The following is a 22,301-nucleotide window of genomic DNA, read 5'->3' on the forward strand; positions in this document are numbered from 1 at the left end:
AAGGCGAAGGAACACGCGTTTTAAGCGCACGAAGTATTTTGAGTGGCTTGATCATTGTATCTCCATGTTTCAATCGAATACGAGTTTGTTCGGATTCGAGGGTTCCCGCTCATCGGCAGCCTGGCTGTCTGTCGGACCGGAGGGATCGGCCCCGGAGCGGTTTGTCTGATAGGAGCCCCAGATGGCCCAGGAATTTTGGCGGGGCTGCTTTTGGTTGGCCTTTTGGTTCAGTTGGAGCAGAGGCGGCACTGCTTTCCGACCCGGTGCCTCAAGGTGTGGCGCATCTTGGGCGGTCGGCTCCTGCGTTGTCTCTGACATGTCCTTTGCGGCCAACTCGACCTTGCGTACATAACCGTTGGCAAAGCCACGCGTGACGTCACCCGTGTTATAGGCCGAGATGGCACGGCGAAGCGCCAGTTGCTGCGCCGGGGCAGTCGCGCCGCCGGCATACCGGCTTTCAAGCAAGTGGGCGGCGGCCGAAAGCGAGGCGCAGGGCTCGAAAGCCTTTTCCGGCGTGAGATTGAGCGTGGGAAAGTTGTTGCTGTTTATCTGCATCAATCCAACATCGACGGAATGTTGTGCTTCGAGTCGGTCCTTGATGCCCCGCGTGGCTTGCAGGTGGTCTATCCAGCGAAGCTGCTCACCTGTGGTGTTGTCATGAGCCACCAGCGTTTCAAAGCCACTTTCAATCTTGGCAATCGCGGCAAGGGTGGACGGCGCGACCCAGGGAGCGCATTTGCGTGACAGGCGGTGGAACTCACGGGGCGAAAGTGGGGCGGGCTCGGCTGGGAGTGACATGGATGTCAACAGAACGATGGCCAGCGGCCAAACTGCAATAAACATTCCCTATCACCTACCTTTCCAAGCTGCCCGACGGGTTCTGGCCCTGTCCGGAACACGCTTATCGGGGCGGTTTGTTACTGTGTGATGTTCAAGTTCAGCTTTTCGGCTTCAACTGAAACAAAGACCTTGATCGTGGCAGTGTGGGTGAGCATCTTGCGCAAGCGCGGGTTGGCGGATCCGATTAGCCAGCAGCGACATGCAAAGGATCTTGGTGCGACGAGTCCTGTGCGGGATTGCCCGTCCCGGTCGCCTGTTGCTTTTGGACTGTAAGCCGCGGCTTCGGCGGCAGGATGGTGATGGAATCTTCTGCCAAGGTCGAATCAAGGAGAGCATCGAGGCTAGTCCAGGCTGCGGATGCCGTGGGTCGGTCCAGCGAGAGGGCCGAAGAAGGCGCCAGTCCCCACGTTGCGGTATGCTGCCAGTTCTTTAAGAGACAGCCATGCGTGGCCCTGCACGGGCAGGTCCATCGGTTGACATCGCGAGCTCGTCTGCGCTGGCTGGAGGGGGCCGTCCGCGGGGCGCGGAAACGCAGCAGCGCAGCCCATCTTGGTGCGAGCCTGATTCAGCTGTTCGGCGAGCCGCACCCCATTTGGCGGCGTCCGAGGCCGCTGCCGACAAGAATAGTGACCAGCTCAAAGGGAGGTGTCGCGTTCAACTGATAATGCTAGCTCGGAACCGTAACCGCAACCGACCTGCCGGTCGCGCGGACCAGGGTTTGGAACGCCGGCCCCTCCCCCCGGGAAGAACTCGCTTGGAAGGAGACATACCATGGCCCAAGGCTACAGCAGCGACACGGCCGCTCTTGCGCCCACCGCCTCTGCGATCAATCAAACGCCGCGCTCCGCCACCGCTTCGGAGCCGGACGCACGAGCGGCAGGATTTCGAGTTGATGCAGCTCCGCCATCGCCAGAACCGCGGCGACTCAAGGACACGGCAGGAAACTGGGCGTCCGTGCCGTCGAAGTCGAGTGCTGTTGCCGGGCCAGCAGGTGAGCTCGAGCTAGAGCTGAAGGATCGCACGGCAGGGTCATGCCGGCGACTGGACCTGGTCTCCTGGTCACGGACTGACTTGATGCGGTCATTTGGCTGTGGATGAAAGACCAGGACGAGCAACGGCCTCACATTGGCCGCACGCAACGGCGCGTGGCAGCAGGGGCAGCTGTGGTGGGTTGGTCCAGAAGGTTGCCGGGCAACAGCTTTGGAATCAAGGGGATTCAAGATTGAAGGTGAGCCGTTGAAACATGTTCTTGTCATTGACGATGATGCCGCAATGCGACGCCTCATCGCCGAGTATCTCATGATGCATGCGTTGAAGGTGACTGCAGTCAACGATAGCAAGCAGTTCAACCACGTTCTATCTCATGAGCCGGTCGACCTCGTGGTCGTTGACCTCAACCTGGGCCGTGAGGATGGGCTTGCGATCGTCCGCAAGCTGGCGACAAAATCGGATTTGCCTATCATAGTGATCAGCGGCGACCGGCTCGATGAGGCCGAAAAAGTCGTTGCACTGGAGCTCGGCGCAACCGATTTCATTCCCAAGCCTTTCGGCCTGCGCGAGTTCCTGGCCCGCATTCGCGTAGCGCTACGCCAGCGCATTTCCAGTCCGCGAACGAAAGATCATCGCTCATTCCGGTTTGGAGCTTGGAAGCTCAGCGTCAAACAGCGGCGGCTGATCTGTGCAGAGCGTGGCGAGGTCAAGCTTACCGCATGTGAGTTCAATCTCCTGATCGCGTTCCTGGAGAACCCCCGCAGTGTACTATCCAGAGAACGGCTTTTGCTCGCGAGCCGTGTGCGTGGTGAAGAGGTCTACGATCGAAGTATCGATGTCCTGATCTTGCGCTTGCGCCGGAAGCTCGAGGCTGATGCGGCCAATCCTCGCCTGGTCAAGACGAGTCGTGGTGCGGGGTACTTCTTCAACGCTGACGTGGACGTTAGCTACGGAGGCACCTTGGCCGCGTGACAGGGGCGATTCTGGCAATTGCTGACGAGGAGGGTGATCAAGCCAAAGCGGTGTTCTCAGGCCACGGCCTTTAGCTCGGCGCCGGGGTACAGGCCAAAGGCGTAGGTCGTCGATCTGGCTGTTGGGATGGCTGTTGACGATGCTGGTGAGGACGGCGGCGAGATAGCCGAGTGGCTGGACACCATTGAGCTTGCGGGTCTCAGCGATGCAATCATCGCCCCTTGTTTGGGCACCGCAGTTCGAGCCAGCGAAGAGCGCGTTCTTGTCGTTTGAGCCCGATCGCACGGATTGAGCGCTCGACGGTGTTGCTGCCGATCGCGATGCGACCCTCCCAACGAAGCGCGAGAGACCCAATTTGAGAAGTGTGAATCGCCTTGTCGAGCGTAAGCGCCTCGCCGATCGCCTATGGATTTGGGCTTGACGTTTTCCGGAATCGCCAGGGCATGAGTTCCTCGATCTGGCTCTGCGGATGGCCGTTGATGATGGCGTCGAGAGTTTCGGCGAGGTAGGCAACGGGATTGACGTCGTTGAGCCTGCAGGTGGCCACGACGGATGCGAGCAGTGCCCAGTTTTCGGGCGCAAATTCATGGCCAGCAAACAGAGCATTTTTTCTGATCAAAGCATACTGGACGGATGGCGTTTTCGACTGGGTTGATGTCGAGCTCGAGCCAGCCGTCGTCGAGGAAGCGGGTGAGCCCCTCCCAGTGAGCGAGCCCATAGCGGATGTCTTCGGCCAACCTGGAGCCGGAGGAGATCATCGACAGTTGCTTGTCCAACCATGGTTTCAGGGCGGCGATGATCGGCGCGGAATAATCCTGTCGAGCGGCAAGCCGGGCTTGAGGCGATGCGCCGCGCACTGTTGCCTCGATAGCGTGGAACGCCGCGATCCGGCGTATCGCCGCTTCGGCGATCGGGGACTTGGTGTTACGCGCCAGCTCGCAAACCGTCGGCGCAGGCGGCTCCAGCAATGGACGAGCAGTCACGGTCCTTGCGGCCGTTCCAGGCATGTCAGCCGGTCATAGCCCTCACAGGGTCAATGAACAGGCGATCCGCGTCAGCCAGACGCCGGCGCATGTGCTCGGCTATCGGCTTGAGATCGAAGCAGGCCCGGCCTGCCCAATTGCCCAGTGTGGCGCGATCCAGTTGGATGCCCCTGGCGGGCGTAGATTTCGGCCTGCCGGTAGAACGGCAAATGATCACCGACCTTGGCGACGATGACCTGGGCGATTAGCGCCTCGGTCGGCAGACCGCCGGGCACGATATGCTCGGGCGCATGCGCCTGCACGACCGCGCTCGAGCAGCGCCGGCAAGCGTATTTCGGGCGGCGCGTGACCAGCACGCGCAACTGCGCCGGGATCGCGTCGAGCCGCTCGCTGACATCCTCGCCGATCCTTAGCCATCTCGCCGCAGCCGCAGGGGCACAGCGTGCTGTGGGCTCGATGATCCGTTCCACTCGCGGCAGATGAGCCGGCAAGTGACCACGGTTGCGCGGGCGTGAACCGGACGCGCCGTCCGAACGACCCTGGATGACCCGCTGCGCCCTTTCCTGCGCGGCGTCGAGCACGCCCTGCGCGATCTCCACGTCTTCGAGCGGCAGGTGGTATTGATCGGGATGCAGCTTCTCGGACCTGGCGCCGAACTTCTCGTGATTGAGTTGACCGACGATGGTCTCCAGGCGACGCCGCGCCTCTTCGGATTCAGCCAAGGCAGCCTGGTGCTCGGCCAGGGTCGCTTGCGTCTGGGCCAGGAGCGCCTTCAAACGCTCGTTCTCTTCCTGGAGAACCGTCAGATTCATGCACTGAAATCAACCACGTGATCTCCGAGAACGCCACGGAGACAACGCAGCTGAGTCACCGTGCCACACTCATCCGGCCAATTGCGGACGCCGTGCCCGCTCGGGGCCGAACCAGTCTCCAGTCCAGCCCTTCTAACAATGCCGGGGACATCGCCGGCGACATGCGCATCACCCCGTCGCGAACCTGCGGCCAGACGAACTTCGAGCCTCGAGCCGCTTGTGAATGAGCACAAGGCCGGTGCGATCCCAGACCAAAATCTTGATCCTGTCAGCCCTTTTGGCCCGGAAGACGAAGGCCGCCCCCGCAGTAGGGGTCGAGGCCTAGCATCTCCTGCACAGCCAATGCCAATCCGTCCATGGCGCGCCGGAAGTCAACCGGCCGGGTCGCCACGTAGATCTTCAGTTCGGCGCCCGTGCAATCATCGCGAGGCCCGAACCGCTCGGATCACTTGCGACAGCTGCTCGAGGTCAACCGTCGTTCGGATCACCATGTCGTCGATCACAATTTCCACCCTCGCGCTTGCGCCGATTCGGTGGCCTCATCGTCCGCTGAGGCGCCGACGATTCGTCCACCATCAGCGGCGCGAACATCGGCGCCATGCTTTCTGCAGTGCCAGTTGTCCCTGACGAAGGCGACGCCGCCAATCGGCGGGTCGCGCCATGCTTGCGGGCGACCGCCGCCACCTGCACCTCCGGCATCAGGCTCTCGGCGGCAATCCGGGCTCTGTCGGCCTCCGAGCGAACCCGCCGTCCCGTCGGACCGTCCAGAACCTCGAGCCGGCCTGCGCAGCCAGCTGTTGGGACGTGGTCGCCAAAAGAGCTGTTCTGCTTCATCGCGGCCATCGAGCTCAACGCCCCGCGTCGGAGCGCTCTCTGCTTCTGTAGGAAGTCATGAGGTCCGCTCGGGCTTGATCGGGGTCTTGCCTGATGGACGACGTGTTTGCTGCACTCGCTTGCGGCCCCGTGCTGAGGATTTGCGGATTTTCAGTCCTCTGCCTCTTCGCCGGTGTCAACAGCGCTGTGTAGTGTTCATTGTTTATGATGACGCCCCCGCTGTTCACGCGGTTGCTCCTTTCAAGTGCACTCGTCAGCTCGGCCTGGGCGTGGCGAGTCCTGCTCACGTGCCGTTCAAACGAGGCTGGCGCGACTTGTCGGGCTTGCTGCGCTTGCAACACCGCGTGTCGCACCTGCGACCCGGCTGCTCCAAACGCTTCCGCGGGGCTTGCAAGCTCGTGGGGCAAGCGCCCCTGCCACAGTCGGTTTTGCAGCGCCTGCCGATCGGGGACGAGGGCCTCGAGGTGCAGCGGCCGCTGCGGGTCTGGCAAGTCTTGGTTCGCCAATCTCTCAACCAGCGAGCGCGTGCCGTCCACCACGAACACGCCGCAATCAACACCGTTGTTCTGCAGGGCCATGGCGGGTGTCACCACGGTGGTCACTTCCAGTCTGGCTGCGAGCTCTCGTGCAGGCGCGTCATTGTATGGCAGTCCATCGCCACGACGGATGGAGTCGTAGTGATAGGCAACCGCTTTATCCGGATCGCTGCGATCTACGAGCAGCAGCGACCAATGCTCGTTGCGTCCATCATTCTCCGCCGTAGCGATGGGATCGCCACTGTTCACAGGCAGGAACACGAAGTCGGCTGCGACGTCGTTTTGATGATAGATGGACAGCACTATAGGGTTCGGGTCCCGGTCGTGACGGCGCAGTTGCTGGGAGACCAAGGAATCCACTAGCCGCGTTCGGGCGGCGAGTGCTGGGTGGTGCATCTGCAGGCTCTGCGCCAGCAACTGGTAATCCCTGCTGATATGGGCGTCACCCAGCAGGTCGGGGCCGAGCACCGCCCCTTCGGGGAGGTTGAACGAGCCTGACGGAAGGGCTGCGATGTGAGCCTCGGAGGAGGTGGTCAGATCGACCAACGGAACACCGCGATAGGTGTCTGACTGCGTCGCTGGCAAGGCGGGTTCTGGAGCCCTTGCCGGTACTGCTGCCGCTGCAGCTTCCCTGATCGCACCGCGATGGACGAGCCAAACGGCGTTGCCGCCCTCCGGCATCAGGGCGGTGTAGCCGTGACCTTTGATATCGAAGTTCCATTCCGGCTTGTCGGCATCCGGCAAGAGGCCATGGTGATTGAGAAAAGGGAGCATCGCCTCTGGGACGCGTTGAGTCCCATGGGAGAAGCCGTTGGGGACGGCGGACGAAAGGTCTATAAGGTCCTCGATCGCCGCGGGGGGCGCCTCAGACCTTGCGGAGGGCGCGGCCCGCTGCATCCTTCTGATGGGCTCGGCCCCTGTGCCTGGAACGGGTACCCCAGCCAAGGGCAATTCACCGAACTGCTGCATGGGGGGCTGCATTGGCACGCGGCCGCCTGAATTGCCGATTTGGCTCGGCTGCTGCTGAAAGGCGACGACTTGCGGCGTATTCAGGGCCGTCAGCCTCTCCGCTGGCCACAGCGCTGTGGAATGTTCATTGTTGGTGACGACCCCCCGGGGTGCCCGGTGGGCGCCCTGATCAAGCGCATCCGGCAAGGGCTGTATCTGCTGTTGGCTGGCAGCTAGGACTGGCGGAGCGGCGGCCTGAACTCCGGCCCATCCAGAGCTTGCGAAAGCGTCCGACATGCTTGTGTTGAGGTTATCCCGTCCAGCGGGCATGCTTTGATTGTTGAAAAAAGACGAGGCGGCTTGATCATTCTGCCCTTCCTGAAGCGCGTCGAGCAACCCCTGCTCGATTCGCACAAGCGCCTCTGTATTGGTTGGCACCACGTCGGCTCGATCAACGAACAGCGATAGGTTCGCCTTGGCAAGCGCGTATGAGTCCGCTTTGCGAATCCGCTCTAGCGCGTAGCTGAGATAGCGATCGTCTGGGTACAAGCTCTCGGCGATTTTCGCCCGCTCATCGTGATCCAGCCCAGTGATCGTCTGACCCTGTTTGTCAAGCGCCGCAGAAAATTTGCGAAGACTACGACTATAGATAACACGGGTGCCTGAAGCCAACCCGCTGTCACCGGCCGCTTGTTCCAGGAGGTGCGCGTCTGCCTTTGCGGGCACCGGCCGGTCAGCAACTGAATAGTCCGGCTCATGATACGCACGCAGGACGTTCAACGCCGGCTTCATATCAGGGTAGTCCGAAAAGAAAGTATCGAGGTGGTCGACCAGGGATTGGTGATTTGTTAGATCATTCGCTTGGCCGCGCTCGCCGAAATGATTCGCCAATCGGCGAAGCGAATAAGTGTAAGCTTGAAGCCTACTCTTGCTATAGCCTTGCTGAGAATCCGCAGCCTGGGCGATCGCCTTATCAATAACGTTCCAGTGTTCGTCGGACACATGGCGATAGCTGGGGTCACGACGTACTCGAGGCGCGACAGGAGCCGGATTGGAGCGGCGCGGCGCGGCCACGTGCTGCTCAATGCCCACTTGCCGGGCCGGACCCGCATCAGGCAAGCGGCCATCGCGGTCCGAGGAAGAGAGCATCGCCTGTGGGACGCGTTGAGTTCCATGGGAGACGCCTTTGGGGAGGGCGAACGAGACGGTAATGGAGCTCCCGATAGCAGCGGAGGGCGCTTCAAATTTTGCGGAGGGCGCGGCCTGCACATGCATCCTTCTGATGTGTTCGGCCCTTGCGCCTTGAACTGGTAGCCCTGCCAATGGCAATTCAGCCAACCGCTGCATGAGGGGCTGCATCGGCACGCGGCCGCCCGAATGGCCGATTTGGCTCGGCTGCTGGTGAAGGGCGACGGCTTGCCGCGCATTCAGGGCCGCCAGCCTCTCCGCTGGCCACAGCGCTGTGAAATGTTCACCATTGACGATGACCAACTGTGGCCGGTGGTTGCCCTGGTCAAGCGCATCCGACAAGGGTCGGATCTGCTGTTGGCTGGCAGCTACGATTGGCTGAGCGGCTTGATCATTCTGCTCTTGGTGAAGCACGTCGCGGAGCCCCTGTTCCACTCGCAGAACGGCCCCTTCATTGTGCGCCTCGTCGGCTCGATCATCGAACATCGGCCGGAACGCCTCGGCCACTTGCTGCTCCACGCTCACTCGCCGGGCCTCGCCCGCTTGCCGCCCTTCCAAGCCGGCGTCCTGCGGCAAAGCTGTTGCACGGGATGGATTTTTTCGCGGGTCCACACTAGCCTCACATCAAACGGTATCGTTAAATTCCTGCGCCAATCCACGCGGCGGCTCATCGAGTCGAAAGTCTGTGGAGAGTTCCTCCTCTGCTTCCGTCAACGGTGCCGGCTCCGGGAGGGCGCCTGTCTGGCCTTCAAAGATGCGTTTCAGAATGCGGTCCGAAAAATATCGCACCTTCCTCAATTGCAATGGTGGCAGACCTTTGATGAGAACGATCTCGTAGTCGTCGTCGAGCAGCCGAACCTGTTCGGGACGCAACAGCGGTGCACCTTGATGCGAATTCTGAATGTTCCAATCGAATCTTCGCGCCTGGCTGTAGGAAATCGATTTGGCTTCAAACGTGTATTCACCGATGGCTTTGGAAATGTAATTTGGGGTCTCGTCATCGGCCGTTGCCATGAACACTTGCAGGCCGGTATTGCTGAGAAAATTCTGCTTGCCAGCCTCTCCATAAGCCCCTGTCAGTGCCGAAAGGCTTTGGATGATGAGCATGAAACGCCCCTTGTAGCCCGCGATAGTCGTAATTGCGGTCTCGATCGCCTCCAGCTTACCCAAGTGCTTGAACTCATCGAGCAGGAAGAGAACCTCGTGCTTTTCCTCCGGGCGGGGCAGCGACCGCTGTAGAATTGAAACGATCTGCTGAAAAAACAAGCGTATCAAAGGCGCGATCACCTCAAGGTCGTTCGGACCAACGCAAAGATAGATGCACGTTCTGCGACGGCGAAGATCATACACCGAAAAGTCCGAGCGACTTGTGGCCGCCTTAACAGCGGGATCCGCCCAGAGATTGAGCCCGCCATCGCCGAGCACTGACGTGTAGGAGGTCAGTATTTTTGTGTCGTTCCCCGCCATGTCGTCGAAGATGCGTTGAGCCTCTTTGTTCCGGGTCTCCATCGCGAGTTGCGCGAAGAGCTTAAACTTCTCCCCCGGCTGGGCGAAGAGATCATAGACGGCGCCGATTGTCGGCGTACCCCGCTCGATGCAGGCAAGGATCCCCGCGACAAAGATATCTCGCGCGCCGCTGATGAAACCTTCCGCGCCTTCCCCCTTGGCCGTAATCAGGTTTGCGGCCAAGCGGCGGGCTTCCGTGAATTGGAGCTGTGGAGGCAGCGCTATAAGGTCCAACAGTGGATTGTAGCAGTTCGTGCGCCGCTCCGAATCCAGCGGCGCGAATTTGAACACGTCATCGCCTGCGGCTTTGCGCGCCCTCGAGGTGAGCTCAAAGAGCTCCCCCTTGACGTCCAGAGCTATCACTGAGCCTTTGAATGTAAGTAGCGTTGGAATGACTACGCCGACGCCCTTGCCAGCGCGGGTCGGTGCAACGATGAGGCTGTGAGGCTGCTCGCCATTGGTCAGGTAGTAGCCAGGCCAGAAAGGGCCACTCGTCTTCCCAAATACCGGTCCTTTCACGCCACGGTATCGTCGCAGATATCCGGTGCGTCGCATTTCATCCACTCGAGCCCAACGAGCCGTCCCGTGGTGTTCGAGCTTGCGGCGCAACACGACCTGCTGAATCAGCAAGACGACCACGGATGTCGAGAGCACGATAGCCGCGCCCCGATAGAAGACGGGGGTTGCGAAACCCAGATAGAAGGGCGTCTCAAACCAAAAGGCACGGACATCAAACGCCATCAAGGCCTCGCCGCCACCGCCGTGGCGGAAGGTTGCGTACAGACTTGCCGCACAGAAGCCCACGGCGAGCGAGCAGGCGATGCTAACGGCTAGGTTGGGGGTCGTCGTTTTGGTTGAAGGCATTGTTCCATTGCCTGCCGCAGCTCATGGTGCGGCCTCAGACACCGAACCGACGTCGCGATGTCGCCGCTCGACAGATCGATGCCGAGGCAGGTGGCGCAATGGCTGCATCGCACCACCCGGCAGACGTGGTTTTTTGAAAGTTACACAAGTTAGTGCGTCAACGGCCAGCGACTTGGAAACAGCCAGGCCGTGAACGGAATTCGGGAGACAAAGCGTCTATACCGTTGCCGAGACCTCAACGACCCCCGCGATCCCTGTTTCTGGTGGACTCCTGCAGGTCCGCTCGGGCCTGACTGTAGCTGCGGTTTATGGCCTGCCCTATTAGACCACCCCGCTGCAGCTGTTCATAGGAGATTTGCGTGCCTGTCGCATGAACCGCAGCCTCAAGCCCTGCTATGTGGGCGTCCAGATCCGCATGCCGTTCCTGTGCATGCTGCGGCGGAGGCATTTGCCGCAAGATGGGTTCCAGGCCGGGAACTGCGTGAGCTTGGGCCTGTTGATTTGGATCCATCTGGTGATACGCCTGAAAAATAGCATTCTGTGCCACCATCCTGATGTTGCCGTTCGGATCAGACATCAATTCAACGGCTTGATCAAGAATGCGAGATTGGTTTTCGTTATTGAACTTGCCGAAATTGGGCGCAACGTTAAGAGCTCCGAGAGCTTGCGAGGCCGGATCCATGTTGCCAATGCGATTGACAACAGCATCTTGCATGTGTGGCGTTAGGTAATTGGCTATATTGCTGACCGCTCTGACTTGCTCCAATGCAACGTTGTCCGGCTGGTACCCCAATTCGGATGTCAGCTTCCAGGTCAGCTCGACGGCTGATCGTCCGAGCTGATTGCCGCGCCTTTCAAATTTTGCGAGTTCAGTTTCTTGCCCGGGTTGACTGCCCCGAATGGCTGTTCGCGCTTCCTTCCCGAGGCCTTTGAAGCCTGCAAGATTTCGCGCTGTATCGCGCGGGTTAGCGGTTACCAGCCGTTCTGCCACCTGCGTTAATGGCCCCTCTGTAAGGGACAGGATGGTAGAGGGTTCCCTGGCTTGTTCCCTGGCTTGGGATGAACTTGCAGCTGCGCGTGCCCGTTTGTTATCGCGATCCATTGCTCGGTCTCCAAAGTCGTTATTCTATGAGGTTATCACCCAAGCCTGACCTGCTGAACCGATATGGTGTTACAGTTGTAGTCTGGCAGAAGGTTCCGGTCCCGTCCCAGCCAAGATGACGAGGCTGGCATCAAATGCTGTGAGTGACTTCTGCCAAAGCGCATGAATGGTACGCCCCGGCTCTGTCGCCTCCTCCTTCCGGTCGTTGTAAGAGCCCGGGATGATATCCTCGCGGCAGCTTCTCCTTTGAGCGCAGGGGGGGGATGATCGAGGGTTGCTACGACGACCATCGCCCGCTCCGGCTGATCAGCCGCGGCCGAGCTCTCATGCCTGCCTGGCAGGGAAATCAGTCCGACCTGACCGGCAATTTGCGCGGCCGCCAATAGCACCACCGTGCCTTGCCACCATCCAGGGACTTCCTGCTGCAGACTCATGGTAATCTCGCCACGGGGCCGGTGACAGGCGAGGTGCAAAGGACGGGCGGGAAAGATCGCGCTGGCGGGCAGCACGGCATCGCGCAATGCCGCCCCGTCCTCGGCCCGGCCGCCTGTCGCCTATGAGTGCCCGGTCGTTAGCCCCAGCCGCTGGCGAGCCAACCGTCAGCTGGGCGACAGCGACATGTTCAACGCCTTAGTGCCCGGGGGTTTCTCAACGGGAGGTCGCCTGGCGCAGTCACCCCGGAACGGACGGCCTATTCAGCGCCAGCTCCGCAGCAACATGACCGGCTGCAATGGCCACGCAGCCTTCCGCTCCAACGCCATGATGCAGGCGCGCCATCGACATTACTTGCTTGGCTGCAACATCCCCTCTCCTTCCCCGCCCCACGACGGTGCAGGGCTCAGGAAAACTTCAACTACGCAAAGACGGTCAGTTTCTTCAGCTGCACCTCGATCGGATGCAAGGGGATAAAGGAGGGTTCAAGTGGCGCCGAAGCGCAGACGCGATGGCATGACTCGCGCACGCAGCCATCCTGGCCGACGCCAGGCCTGTTCTTGGGCACAAGCTCGAATTGAGCGCCTTATCAAGGCTCAAGGAGTTTTCAGGTTACCGTCGCGATCGGGGCGCTATTACGCTCTGAGCACGCACACTTAGGGAGAGCAATCGCAGGGACGAACATGAGAGGGATACATTGCGTGGCCCGCGCCTTCGATCCTGCAAAGCTGCATTTCACATCCTGGGCGGGCGACCCGACGCAGAGAGCAACATAGACGGTCAGCGTGTTTTCACGTGGGGAAGTCGCGAACGCGGTTCCAACGTTATTTCGGCCGCAGCCTATGGCAACAGTGAGCGGATCTGCAGCCACAGCCAAGTCGCAGTGACGAGATCTAACAGATCACTGCAACATTACGAGATCGTAGGATCATCAGGCACGGTTGAGGGCACCAAATATTATGGCAGCATCGACAGCGGCGACCGGCATGCAAGCTTGCTTGGTGACTAGCGTCAGTTTTGCTACTTTGAATGAGTCGCTCACACTAAGGCATCGTAGAGCTGGCCTAAGTCGCCTCAAGCCGACGCGCGCCGCAAACCATTATTGCTGTGCAGGTGTTTGCAGCCCTGTGCGATTGGGAGACCGCCTCGCCATGAAGTGGACCAGCTTACTTCTGCTGAGCACATTCAGGCTCGGACCTGTGTCCCTCAAGAAGAGGGTGGTTCGATCCGGCACTGACCCTAGGGCGGGGGGGCTTGTTGAGCCGGTGCCGGACCGAACCGTCTAGGGCAACGCCGGCTATGTCGTGGGAAATTGTGGCTTCGGCGCGGCTAAACCGTGGCGGAAATGTGTCGCCGATTCACCGTTTCCAACACGCGCGTTGAAAACGTGACTGGACGTTTCGGAAAGCGCCTAGCGCTGCCGGGCCTGGCGGGAGCTCTGCAGATGGGAGGCTATCCTGGCTGTGAAAATAGTCGCCTGATTAGGCGCCGGGTGCAGGAGGGGAAAACGCGCAATGTCGATTCCGCGTGGTGAAGGGGGAGACGCCACAGCAAGCCAGCCGGCGCGGCTCGACCGAACAACACACGTCTATCAGGACATGCGGATCCGAAGCAGAAGTCATGCGCTCCAATCTTGCAGCCTTATGCAACACGCCCGGCGATTTTCATCACCGGGCCAAGGCCGCGTTGTGTGACCAGTTCGATGGCACTAGCTCCTGTCAGCGAGAGGATTGGAGTTTCTGACCGAATTGTCTCTCGTCACATTGATTGGGAAGAACAGTTAAGATCGGCTATGGACAATCTGGACGCTTTGACCCATCCAAATCATGGCGCGGCCTGCCTGTCGATAACGAAAGTCTGGCATTGAGCTTTTGGAACGGACCAGGGCTTCCGCAGGTCTTCGAGCCGTCCTGCATGGCGAATAGGAGTCCCGGGTCAGGCGACTGCGGAAGATGGCCAAGTCATTGCCGCCTTCGCCCAGAAGCGCGGAAGGCGGCTATACTCAGATTGGCCGATACATCAAAACCCGACCCGTCGGAATTAACTGCAGCAAATAGTCGAAATCACTGACGTTGCCCGTTAGAACGGAAAATCCCATTTTCTGCGCATGCAGGAACAGCACGCAGTCCTGAAGCGCCCGAAGCTTGGAATCGTGCTTGTAGCCCTGGAGGCGACACAGCATTCCTGAGAGAAGGGCGGCTCGGCCCAAGACATCGGGATCTGGTGCAAAAACCCGATGGGACGGCATGTCCTTGATCATGCTCCCGATCTGCTTGACAGCTTTACTCGTGCCCGAGTGTTTCGGATCAAGCACGCCTACAGTGTGCACCAGCTCCTGGATCGCTACGGTGCTATGGTTGACCTGCCTGACATCGAGGAGGTCGGCAACTGCGTCAGGCGCCCGGCCTTGCAAACCGTCGATATAGACGCAGGTGTCCAGCAGCAGTTCTTGCCCCGCCCCGACGAGGTTGCCGATGATCGGCAGCTCCGTGTCGGGGCGGCGGCTCAAGGTTTTTTGAGGATCAAATCGCGACCACCTTAAGGCCGCACCAAAGTCGAAATCGGCCAATTCAGAATCCGAGCTTCAGCGTCGGATCCACAGTCCCCCGTGTTTTCCTGAAGGTCTCGGCGAAGTTGTCTTCCAGAGCCACATTGGCCAATGCAAATTCGACGAGCTCGGTATCAGACGTCAATCCGGTTCGAGCCTTGGCCCTCTTGATTAGATCAGCACTCACCCGCCCCGCAATCCTGCCGTCCTTCTCAGCGCGCAGGCCGGATTCTTCCGCCCTCTGCAGGACGGCGTTAATCCTGGCCAATCTACGCATCTGCAATTTCTCAGCCAGTTTGGGATGGGTTCTCGTCCGCTTGCCCACTGGCCCTTGGCCGCGACGCATCCGTACAGCTGTCTTCGTCATCGGGGTTCCCCGCAGATCCGTTTAACAAAAATGGATTCTAGACAACATAGCAGGCAAGGTGAATTTTTCAAATACCCCAAGACAAAGGGCGGTTGTTGGCACCCGGACGTTGCGTGCTGAAGCTCTCCAAAAGGAGGGATGTCACGGCTGCAATCGACCGAAAGCAACTCAGGTACAATTTTTCCGGCATTAGATGCTATGGGGGTGGAAAGCCGCCTTGGGCCCTTCGCGCCCGAACGATTGTTCACGGTGGATCACCTCCACGAAAGTATCCACAATTGGCGACGTTTGCGAAATATTATCGCTGCCGCGGCGCCAAAATACCACGTAATTGTATCTCGCTGACGGCTCAAAAGGCACGACTTTCACATCAAACATTTGATATTGCTGTGCAACAAATTCATTATCTATTGCAATGCCTAAACCATATGCGACAAAAGAAGCATCCAATCCTATTGTGTCCGAATGAACCTTCGGCAATAAAGGAAGTTCTCTCCGCCCGTATGTCAATAGACCCAATTTGTTAGAAGTGTATTCTCTCTCTAGAACGATAAGGGGCTCCCCTGAGAGGTCGTCAACAGTTATGATGTCCTTTTCAGCAAGGCGATGGTCGGGTTGCAACACGCAGACACTCTTGCTTTCGGCGACTATCTTCCACTCAAAGAAGCGTTCATCTAACGGCAGCCGGGAAATCCCGATATCGGCCGCTCCCGTCACAACGCTTTGTGCTATCTCGTCGTATCGCTGCGCCCTATAATGAAATTCTAGAGTCGAATCTAGACTATTTAGCGCAAGAATTATTTTGGGGATGAGTCTCAACGAGAATATATGCGGTGCGGCAATCGTCAGGAGGTTTCTCTTGGCGCTGAAAGAGTCGGTGATTTCCCTCTCGATGTGCCCTAGCGTCTCAAAATATCTGTCTATGCGGTTGTAAATTTCGATGGCTCGCGTGGTTGGAACAAGGCCGCGGGGATCTCGCGCAAAAAGCTTCTCACCAACAGCTTCTTCAAACAGCTTGAGATGCTGGCTTACGGCCGACTGGGTAATCCCGAGTTCTCGGGCGGCCCGCCTCGTAGAACCGGTCCTCATGATCTCCCGAAAAATCTGAGCGGACCTGAACCCAGCCTTGCTGTTTCGGCCGGAAATCTCTTCCATTGCCTTTGTCCGAATTGGTGGCCGCGGAGCCAGAGGCTCCGTTTGGCCGCTATATCAGTAAAATTAATAGGGTGTCACAAAAACTTAATAAATTGACCGTTTTCCCGATTCTCCCCATCGTCTGGCGTAACAAAACCAGTGGATCAGACGCATCAGAGAGAACGCTGACGTGACGCATGCAGCAACACCTATCCCCTGGCAGAGCGGATAGTTCACAATCGAACACAGGGGACACAGCTCTAAAAATTGCGCACTATAACGTTAGAAAAGCACATATGCGGCATTCGTATTTCCGTGCCTCTGGCAGGAACTGTACCGACCCCAGCTCGGACGTTGCGCACCCGCAACCAACTACCCGCGCTTGTCGTAAATCCGTACGGCCGATCCTTACCGGATCAAGGAACTAGCCAACACTTTCTCCGCAGTCGATCGGTTGCCACAAAAAGTGGCCGCTAATGACATTTGCCTATACAGGGGTTGATACTCAATCATGCCTTCGCCGTTCACCCTCGCCCTCACCGGACAGTCCCTCATCTACCACGATATTCGGCATGTATCGGACGACGGCTTCGCCACGATCAAAGAACTGATCCGGCAAGCCGATGCCTCATTCACGAATTTAGAAACCACGATACTCGGCCGGCATGGTGGGTGGCCGATGAAAGGCACCTATTTCCAGTGCTCTCCACCTGTCGTGTTAGATAATTTGAAGGATATTGGCTTTAGCGCACTGGCTCTTTCCAATAATCATGCGTTCGATCTTGGGCCCGCAGGAGTGCTTTCGACACTTGAGGAAGTAGACGAGCGTGAGTTTCTGCGTGCAGGAATTGGCGTTGACGCCAGTGACGCGAGCAAAGCCGGCATCAAGCAACTCGGCAAGAGGAAGGTCGCCCTCATCGCGATGGATGCCGGACCAGGGCCAGCCACAATGTACGCTGAAAATGCGGCAGGTACCCGTCCCGCTCGACCGGGGGTGAACAAACTCGATGTCTCGCGGGTATTCGAGGTTGACGATGAGAAATTCGCGAACCTGCGTTCCATTCAGGAAACGTTTTTAAGCAACTCTATGGAGCGCGGAACCTACACGCAGCCGGACGATCCTCGCGAACTGACATCGTCCGATGAAATCGACTTTTACGGAACCATTTTTCGCCGATCCTCCGAGAACTGCCGAAGGATCATCTTCAACGAGCAAAGTTTACGAGGTCAGCTCGCCGCAATCCGGAAGGCCTCGTTGGCCGGTGCCTTTGTCATCGCCTATCTTCATCATCATCATTGGGAACCAGATTGGCGCGAGGTTCCCGAATGGGTTCAATTCTTCGCGCGATCCTGCATTGATGCGGGAGCGAATGCGTTCGCCAGCCACGGCGCACCGGTGCTGCAGCCGATCGAAATCTACCGCGGGGCTCCGATCTTCTACGGATTGGGAAATTTCCTGTTTCATCTACCCGAAGGTGAGGACGAATGGAGCTCACCGGATATCTGGAAAAGTATCGTCGCGACGTGCAGCTTCGATGGCAACAACCACTTGGAGTCGATCTACCTCGCTCCAATCGTGATTGGAGGGGAGCAGCGGCTGAGCAGCAACAGGTATCATGAGCGTCTTGTGCCCGTGCCCGCATCAAAAGAGCTGGCCGGTTCAATGCTCGAAGACCTATCTCGACGCTCGCAAAAGTATGGAACCGAAATAGTGCTGGAAGATGCTCGCGTTCTTCTGCCAAAAGCTAATTCCCGCAGCGTCGAGGTCGCCGCCAGCAGGTAACGTCGTCCATGCACGTCAACCTGGCCCGCATCCTGATGATCGTGTCGTATAGTGCCAATGCACTGATGACCGGGCGCCCCCTTACAGCCGAACGGATCCAAATGCGCACTTGGACAATGAGGAGAACCGAACATGCATAACGATGGGCTGGGCGTCTATGAAATCGCCCGGCGCGTGGACACCAAGAGCGCCGACTACTGTGCGCTCAGCGACCGCATCTGGGCCATGCCGGAACTCGCCTTCGAGGAGCATCGCGCGGTCGCTGAGCAGATCGCCTTGCTGGAGCACGAAGGCTTTCGCATCACCAAAAAGCTCTGCGGCATGGCAACTGCCTTCGTGGCGGAACATGGAAGCGGTAGCCCAACAGTCGGTTTTCTGGGGGAGTTCGATGCGCTGCCGGCTCTCGGGCAAGTTTCGGGCATAACCGAGCGCATGCCTACCGCGGAGGGCGCATCTGGGCATGGTTGCGGGCACAATCTTCTCGGTTCCGGATCTGCGCTCGCAGCCGTGGCCTTGAAGGATGCGCTTGCATCGGGCGCCATCGCGGGCACGGTGCGCTATTACGGCTGCCCGGCGGAGGAGAGCGGATCGGGCAAGACTTTCATGGCACGGGCCGGTCTCTTCGATGATCTCGATGCCGCCTTCTGCTGGCATCCAAACGTCGTCAACGAGGTGCAGTCCACCTCGTTTCTCGCGTGCATTCAGGCTAGCTTCCGCTTCACGGGTCAGGCGTCGCATGCGGCGGTTTCTCCCCATCTTGGCCGCAGCGCGCTCGACGCGGTGGAGCTGATGAATGTGGGCGTAAATTACATGCGCGAGCACATGGCGTCGGATGCGCGCGTCCACTATGCCATTACGAATACGGGTGGCGATGCGCCAAACGTGGTACAGGCTTTTGCGGAATCACTCTACCTGGTGCGTTCGCCGCATTTGCCGGATGCGGAGCACCTCTTCCAGCGCGTCAAGAAGATCGCCGATGGCGCCGCGCTGATGACGGAAACCACCGTTGAGGTGCAGATCATGGATGCAAACTCGAACGTTCTGCCTAACAAAGTGCTGCAGGAGGTTATGTACGAAAACATGAGTCGCCTGGGCGGCCCGGGCTTCGACGATACGGATTATGCCTTCGCCGAACAACTGCGGAAGAACGCGTTTACGAACGAGGAGATTGTGGCGAGCGTTGCGCTCTACGACCGTTCGCTGGCGAGCCAGGTGCTGCATGACGGGCTACTTCCCATGCCTGCGCGCGAAGGGATGATGATGGGCAGCACTGACGTCGGCGACGTGAGCTGGATCGTGCCCACGGTTCAGTGCAGCACTGCCTGCTTCGCTATAGGTACGCCGTTCCACACTTGGCAGCTCGTCACGCAAGGGAATCTGCCTGCAGCCCATAAGGGAATGGTGCTCGCGGCGAAAGCAATGGCGACCACCGCGGCAGATTGCCTGCGCAATCCCGATCTTATCGCCCGGGCGAAAGCGGAATTGAAGGAGCGTACTGGCGGGCGGCGCTACACTTGCCCAATTCCGCCCGAGATCACGGTCGACAACCTGCGCGCTAAGGCAGCGGCTTTTGCATAGGTGCAAGAAGTCCTTACGCTCGGCGGCCTCGCTTGCAGAGTTTCACTATATTTATGGCGGACAACGCTCGATCACAGTTGCGTTCATCAAGTTCCGCGAATAGCGTCGCAATGACATCGACTGTCTGCCGCGCCCCGGGGGTTAGCAGAGCAGGGAAAACGCAGCGCGTTCAGCGATGAATGTCCCCAGACCCTCCTTCTCTGCGCTCGCGCAAATGGTCTGCATTGAGCCAGCGGTTCGCCTCGGCCACCTCTCATGAATTTCTCACCCCAGCTCTGCGCCAAGCTTCGAGTTTTTGGTCCTCCGCTTGGCGATCACAGCGCTAGGCTAAGTCGTGGGGCGCACGTCCTAAACCTGCCCTGACGGCCGGATGGCCGTCGGAGACCGCGAACTCGACATTGGCAAGTCCGCGCTGCTTGAGCCCTGTCGCGAACGCTCGCCAGTAATGGTGCTGCCACTCCCATAGCCAGCTCGACCACCAGCACCTAGCGCAGGCCCCAGTCCATTCTGATCGCCCACAGCACCGCCTGGCTGGATGACCCGGCCAGGCGGGTCCGAAGCGCCGCGTCCATAATGAGGAACCAAGCAAGATGTCGGCAAGCCGTCGCTCAAAGATGCTTGCAGGCTGCTGATCAGGCCTGCCAGGCAGCAGCCCTGCATCGCGGTTCGTCATCCAGCCATTTGCCTGCCTCGTGTGTGTGGCCATATCAGTAAAATTAATAGGGTGTCACAAAAACTTAATAAATTGACGGTTTTGGCGATTCCTCCCATCGTTTCGCATGCAAACAAGCAATAAAAAGCGGTTGGGAAAAACGTCAGAACCTATGTGCGCGTTAACGTCTATTGCGCCGGTGCAGAGCAAAAAGGCGGCGTCCCGGGAGGCCTGGTACGAGATCGACCTCGGCGCGATCAGGCACAATTACCGTCAGCTGCGTAGGCATCTTCCCCGGACAGTGAAGATTTTCGCCTGCTTAAAGCGCAATGCATATGGCTGTGGAGCGGGACCTGTCGCCCGCACACTGGCAACAGAGGGGGCTGACGGCTTTGCTGTCGCAACCTTGCCCGATGCTATGGCCATCCGGGAAATGGGCATCGATCTCCCGGTTTTGCTTTATCCCGGTCCTCTACCGACATCGGCGAAAACAATTGAAGCGCTCGGACTCACCGTTACCGTTTCCAGCCTCGATGAGCTGGAGTCCTGGCGCGCCGCCATGAGCGTCACCCGTATTTTCGTCAAGGCGGATCTCGGGTTCTTCAGGGCTGGGGCCACGCCGCAGGAGATAGGCCGGCTTCTCGCAGCCGCGCACGTCTGCAGCGACGTTGAAGTACAGGGGCTCTACGCCCATCTCAGCGAGCTGCCCACATCAGTAACTTCGGATGCTAGCGAGCAATTTTCCCGCCTGCAGCGGATTCTACAGGATGCCGAGGCGTCCGGCACCCGTCCCCCGATCATTATGATGTCGAGTACTGCAGGTGTGCTTCGGCATCCCGCGATGGATCTCGATGCCGTCGATCCCGGGGCCCTGTTTATCGGTCTTCCCGAGACGGATCGACCCATGCGGGCCGTCACTCTGCGGCCGGCGCTCAAGGCCATTTCGACATGCCTCGTTTCCGTCAAGCGGATCGATGCTTCTCTCGGCCCTATACCAGACATACCCGGTTTTCGGTCGGGAATGACCATCGGCGTCCTAGGTATGGGATGGGGGGATGGCCTTCCGCGTCACGTGCCAGCCCAGGCCGAGGCGCTGGTGAGGGGGCAGCGCGCGCGCCTGCTCCCTCCCGCGCATCTCGAGCACCTGCGCATTGATCTGACGGACGTGCCTGATGCGAGATTTGGCGACCAAGTGCTCCTGCTCGGACAGCAAGCGCACCAGACCATCAGTCACGAGGAAGTCGCCGCTCAATGGGGCACAGACCTCATCGGTCTCTATGCCCAGCTCCGCGACCACATCCCGCGCGTCTATGTCTGAGACATTGGCGCAGAAATAGAGGAAACGAAATGAAGGCGCCCAGAACAGTGCTGTTGCTCTCGCCCTTTCATGTTGTGCTCGGCAATACGGGCGCACAGCAATGACGGCCACGATCATGGCAATTCCTCGCCACGCGGTGACGGACACGGCCGCGGAGGCGATCCATGTCCAGGACTTGCACAAGAAATTTGGCGCCCTTCATGTGTTGAAGGGGGTCTCGCTATCTGCACGCGACGGCGATGTGGTGGCGATTATCGGGGGCAGCGGCTCCGGCAAATCCACTTTACTTCGCTGCATCAACTGCCTGGAAAACCCCACCAGCGGCGTTATCAGGGTGAACGGCGAGGAAATACGTCTCAAGCCTGACGGAAATGGCAGCACCCTCCCGGCGGACCGAAAGCAGATTGAACGTGTACGTTCCCGGCTCGGCATGGTCTTTCAGAGCTTCAATCTCTGGACCCACATGACCTTGATCGAAAATGTGATCGAGGTTCCGGTCCATGTGCTTGGCGTCAAGCGTGAAATGGCGATCATCGAAGCCGAGAAACTGCTTGCAAGAGTGGGGCTTCTGGAAAAACGGCACGTATACCCGGCATTTCTATCCGGCGGACAGCAGCAGCGCGGCGCGATCGCACGCGCTCTCGCGGTCCAGCCACGCGTCATGCTCTTTGACGAACCGACTTCATCACTCGATCCCGAACTCATCGGTGAGGTTCTGGGCGTAATCGGCGATTTGGCCCGCGAAGGTCGCACCATGATCCTGGTCACGCATGAAATGAAATTTGCCCGCGAGGTCGCGACCCGCGTGGTTTTTCTCCACGAGGGCCGCGTCGAGGAAGAAGGGTCACCAGACGCAATCTTCGGATCTCCGAAATCAGAGCGGCTTCAACAATTCATCCGCAGAGTGGGCTAGC

The 22,301-nt window shown here is 59.1% G+C and carries 15 protein-coding genes and 4 pseudogenes; 5 read left to right on the plus strand and 14 right to left on the minus strand.

Features of this window, described 5'->3' with window-relative positions:
* Positions 1–69: 69 nt before the first annotated feature.
* Positions 70–843 carry a type IV secretion system lytic transglycosylase VirB1 gene (locus tag MESAU_RS27555; protein WP_013533344.1) on the minus strand — a complete coding sequence of 258 codons (774 nt, stop codon included), beginning with the start codon at positions 841–843 and terminating at the stop codon, positions 70–72.
* 1,233 nt (positions 844–2,076) lie between these two features.
* Between MESAU_RS27555 and virG the strand changes: the two genes are divergently transcribed.
* Positions 2,077–2,802, plus strand: a complete 726-nt coding sequence (gene virG / locus MESAU_RS27560) for a two-component system response regulator VirG (protein ID WP_013533346.1) — start codon at positions 2,077–2,079, stop codon at positions 2,800–2,802.
* Positions 2,803–2,952: 150 nt separating this feature from the next.
* Here virG and MESAU_RS32270 read toward each other — a convergent pair.
* The 13 genes and pseudogenes from MESAU_RS32270 to MESAU_RS27605 all read right to left on the minus strand — a co-directional run.
* Positions 2,953–3,087 (minus strand): annotated as a pseudogene (locus MESAU_RS32270) (hypothetical protein); the annotation flags it as partial.
* A 118-nt stretch (positions 3,088–3,205) separates the two neighbouring features.
* On the minus strand, positions 3,206–3,349 hold the full coding sequence (locus tag MESAU_RS32275) for a transposase domain-containing protein (protein ID WP_245306699.1): 144 nt from the start codon (positions 3,347–3,349) through the stop codon (positions 3,206–3,208).
* A gap of 37 nt (positions 3,350–3,386) precedes the next feature.
* Complete coding sequence (locus MESAU_RS32020) at positions 3,387–3,809, minus strand: IS66 family transposase (protein WP_245262912.1); 423 nt, start codon at positions 3,807–3,809, stop codon at positions 3,387–3,389.
* 13 nt (positions 3,810–3,822) lie between these two features.
* Positions 3,823–4,195: pseudogene (locus MESAU_RS32420) on the minus strand (IS66 family transposase); the annotation flags it as partial.
* A gap of 66 nt (positions 4,196–4,261) precedes the next feature.
* Positions 4,262–4,597 (minus strand): annotated as a pseudogene (locus MESAU_RS32425) (transposase domain-containing protein); the annotation flags it as partial.
* A gap of 55 nt (positions 4,598–4,652) precedes the next feature.
* Positions 4,653–5,000 (minus strand): annotated as a pseudogene (tnpB, locus tag MESAU_RS32430) (IS66 family insertion sequence element accessory protein TnpB).
* Positions 5,001–5,065: 65 nt separating this feature from the next.
* Positions 5,066–5,440, minus strand: coding sequence for a hypothetical protein (locus MESAU_RS29665; protein ID WP_174299069.1), 375 nt, complete (start codon positions 5,438–5,440; stop codon positions 5,066–5,068).
* Between the two features lie 5 nt (positions 5,441–5,445).
* A complete protein-coding gene (locus MESAU_RS27580; protein ID WP_013533348.1) occupies positions 5,446–8,628 on the minus strand; it encodes a C48 family peptidase in 3,183 nt (1,060 codons plus the stop codon).
* A gap of 99 nt (positions 8,629–8,727) precedes the next feature.
* The gene (gene virD4 / locus MESAU_RS27585) at positions 8,728–10,473 is read right to left on the minus strand and encodes a type IV secretion system ATPase VirD4 (RefSeq protein ID WP_013533349.1); all 1,746 of its coding nucleotides are present in this window, start codon (positions 10,471–10,473) and stop codon (positions 8,728–8,730) included.
* Positions 10,474–10,708: 235 nt separating this feature from the next.
* Positions 10,709–11,575, minus strand: coding sequence for a hypothetical protein (locus MESAU_RS30585; protein WP_013533350.1), 867 nt, complete (start codon positions 11,573–11,575; stop codon positions 10,709–10,711).
* 2,434 nt (positions 11,576–14,009) lie between these two features.
* The gene (locus tag MESAU_RS27595) at positions 14,010–14,576 is read right to left on the minus strand and encodes a type II toxin-antitoxin system VapC family toxin (RefSeq protein WP_013533351.1); all 567 of its coding nucleotides are present in this window, start codon (positions 14,574–14,576) and stop codon (positions 14,010–14,012) included.
* 1 nt (position 14,577) lies between these two features.
* Positions 14,578–14,922, minus strand: a complete 345-nt coding sequence (locus MESAU_RS27600; RefSeq protein WP_013533352.1) for a hypothetical protein — start codon at positions 14,920–14,922, stop codon at positions 14,578–14,580.
* 189 nt (positions 14,923–15,111) lie between these two features.
* On the minus strand, positions 15,112–16,077 hold the full coding sequence (locus tag MESAU_RS27605) for a LysR family transcriptional regulator (protein WP_013533353.1): 966 nt from the start codon (positions 16,075–16,077) through the stop codon (positions 15,112–15,114).
* A 490-nt stretch (positions 16,078–16,567) separates the two neighbouring features.
* Between MESAU_RS27605 and MESAU_RS27610 the strand changes: the two genes are divergently transcribed.
* The 4 genes from MESAU_RS27610 (at position 16,568) to MESAU_RS27625 (ending at position 22,300) form a co-directional block, all read left to right on the plus strand.
* A complete protein-coding gene (locus MESAU_RS27610; RefSeq protein ID WP_013533354.1) occupies positions 16,568–17,839 on the plus strand; it encodes a CapA family protein in 1,272 nt (423 codons plus the stop codon).
* 132 nt (positions 17,840–17,971) lie between these two features.
* Positions 17,972–19,417 (plus strand): M20 family metallopeptidase, encoded by a 1,446-nt coding sequence (locus tag MESAU_RS27615; protein ID WP_013533356.1) that lies wholly within the window; start codon positions 17,972–17,974, stop codon positions 19,415–19,417.
* 779 nt (positions 19,418–20,196) lie between these two features.
* Positions 20,197–21,387: an alanine racemase gene (gene alr, locus MESAU_RS27620; protein WP_245262914.1), complete on the plus strand. Its 1,191-nt coding sequence runs from the start codon at positions 20,197–20,199 to the stop codon at positions 21,385–21,387.
* Positions 21,388–21,487: 100 nt separating this feature from the next.
* Positions 21,488–22,300 (plus strand): ABC transporter ATP-binding protein, encoded by an 813-nt coding sequence (locus tag MESAU_RS27625; RefSeq protein WP_013533358.1) that lies wholly within the window; start codon positions 21,488–21,490, stop codon positions 22,298–22,300.
* Position 22,301 lies beyond the last annotated feature (1 nt).

It is taken from the genome of Mesorhizobium australicum WSM2073 (assembly GCF_000230995.2).
Lineage (GTDB): Bacteria > Pseudomonadota > Alphaproteobacteria > Rhizobiales > Rhizobiaceae > Mesorhizobium > Mesorhizobium australicum.

Excerpts from the sequence above, each read along its gene's own strand:
- MESAU_RS29665 (WP_174299069.1), bottom strand. The coding sequence starts at position 5,440 with ATGGCCGCGATGAAGCAGAACAGCTCTTTTGGCGACCACGTCCCAACA.
- virD4 (WP_013533349.1), bottom strand. The coding sequence starts at position 10,473 with ATGCCTTCAACCAAAACGACGACCCCCAACCTAGCCGTTAGCATCGCC.
- MESAU_RS27600 (WP_013533352.1), bottom strand. The coding sequence starts at position 14,922 with ATGACGAAGACAGCTGTACGGATGCGTCGCGGCCAAGGGCCAGTGGGC.
- MESAU_RS27555 (WP_013533344.1), bottom strand. The coding sequence starts at position 843 with ATGTTTATTGCAGTTTGGCCGCTGGCCATCGTTCTGTTGACATCCATG.
- MESAU_RS27610 (WP_013533354.1), top strand. The coding sequence starts at position 16,568 with ATGCCTTCGCCGTTCACCCTCGCCCTCACCGGACAGTCCCTCATCTAC.
- MESAU_RS32020 (WP_245262912.1), bottom strand. The coding sequence starts at position 3,809 with ATGCCTGGAACGGCCGCAAGGACCGTGACTGCTCGTCCATTGCTGGAG.
- MESAU_RS27625 (WP_013533358.1), top strand. The coding sequence starts at position 21,488 with ATGACGGCCACGATCATGGCAATTCCTCGCCACGCGGTGACGGACACG.
- MESAU_RS30585 (WP_013533350.1), bottom strand. The coding sequence starts at position 11,575 with ATGGATCGCGATAACAAACGGGCACGCGCAGCTGCAAGTTCATCCCAA.
- MESAU_RS27605 (WP_013533353.1), bottom strand. The coding sequence starts at position 16,077 with ATGGAAGAGATTTCCGGCCGAAACAGCAAGGCTGGGTTCAGGTCCGCT.
- alr (WP_245262914.1), top strand. The coding sequence starts at position 20,197 with ATGCAAACAAGCAATAAAAAGCGGTTGGGAAAAACGTCAGAACCTATG.
- MESAU_RS27615 (WP_013533356.1), top strand. The coding sequence starts at position 17,972 with ATGCATAACGATGGGCTGGGCGTCTATGAAATCGCCCGGCGCGTGGAC.